Here is a 1501-nt window from a genome sequence, read left to right as displayed (position 1 = left end):
GGCTCTAACTGCTCCAGCTGGAAACCAGGGATTCGGCCTTAGCAAGAAAGAAATCAATAAAGAAGCTGTAGTAGAATTCAATAACGGAGATTCTACAACAATGAAGACAGGCGCAATCGCAATCGCTGCGATTACAAGCTGTACAAATACATCAAATCCATATGTTCTAGTAGGTGCTGGCCTTGTAGCTAAAAAAGCAGTAGAGCTTGGAATGGAAGTTCCTAAGTTCGTTAAAACTTCTTTAGCACCAGGATCAAAGGTTGTAACTGGATACCTTCGTGATTCAGAATTGCTGCCTTATCTTGAAACTTTAGGCTTCAACCTTGTTGGTTACGGCTGTACTACATGCATCGGAAACTCTGGTCCACTAAGACCTGAGATTGAAAAGACTGTTGCTGAAAGCGACCTTCTTGTAACTTCTGTTCTTTCTGGTAACCGTAACTTTGAAGGACGTATCCACCCACTTGTGAAAGCAAACTATCTGGCTTCACCGCCATTAGTAGTAGCATACGCTCTAGCAGGAACAGTAGATATCGACCTTCAAAACGATCCAATCGGTAAAGACAAAGACGGTAACGATGTATTCTTCAAGGACATCTGGCCATCTACAGCAGAAGTGAACGAAGTTGTTCACCGCGTTGTAACGCCTGAATTGTTCCGCAGAGAATATCAGACTGTATTCAGCGACAACGAAAAATGGAATGAAATCCAAACAAACAGCGATGCACTATATACGTTTGATGAAGATTCAACTTATATCGCAAACCCTCCATTTTTTGAAGGTTTGACTCCAGAGGCGGGAGAAGTTGCTCCATTGAACAGCTTGCGCATAGTTGGTAAATTCGGTGATTCCGTAACGACTGACCATATTTCTCCTGCAGGTGCGATCGGAAAAGATACACCAGCTGGTAAATACTTGCGTGAAAAGGGCGTAGAACCACGCGACTTTAACTCTTATGGATCACGTCGTGGTAACCATGAAGTTATGATGCGTGGAACATTTGCGAACATCCGTATTAAAAACCAAATCGCTCCTGGCACAGAAGGCGGCTTCACAACTTACTGGCCAACTGGCGAAGTTATGTCAATCTTTGATGCGTGCATGCAGTACAAAGCAAACGGAACAGGTCTAATGGTTATCGCTGGCAAAGATTACGGAATGGGATCATCCCGTGACTGGGCTGCTAAAGGTACTAACCTATTAGGCATCAAAACTGTCATTGCTGAAAGCTTCGAGCGTATCCACCGTTCTAACCTTGTATTGATGGGTGTACTGCCACTTCAATTCAAGGATGGGGAAAACGCTGAAACTCTTGGCCTTTCAGGTAAAGAAGCATTTGATGTTCAAATCGACGAAACTGTACGTCCACGTGACATCATCACAGTTACAGCTACTGACGAAGACGGCAACAAGAAAACTTTCGAAGCTCTTGTACGTTTCGATTCAGAAGTTGAAATTGATTACTACCGCCACGGAGGCATCCTGCAAATGGTCCTTCGC

The 1501-nt window shown here is 44.0% G+C and carries 1 protein-coding gene; it reads left to right on the top strand.

Translation table 11 applies throughout. The annotated features are described in order from the left end of the window. Positions 1 to 1501 (top strand): aconitate hydratase AcnA (gene acnA, locus WB217_RS08840; protein WP_423992621.1); only part of this gene is annotated, 1501 nt, incomplete at both ends.

The sequence above is a fragment of the Mesobacillus sp. genome, from assembly GCF_049588175.1.
Taxonomy (GTDB): domain Bacteria; phylum Bacillota; class Bacilli; order Bacillales; family Cytobacillaceae; genus Mesobacillus.
The sequence above is the reverse complement of the archived record's forward strand: the minus strand, read 5'-3'. Positions and strand labels throughout refer to the sequence as shown.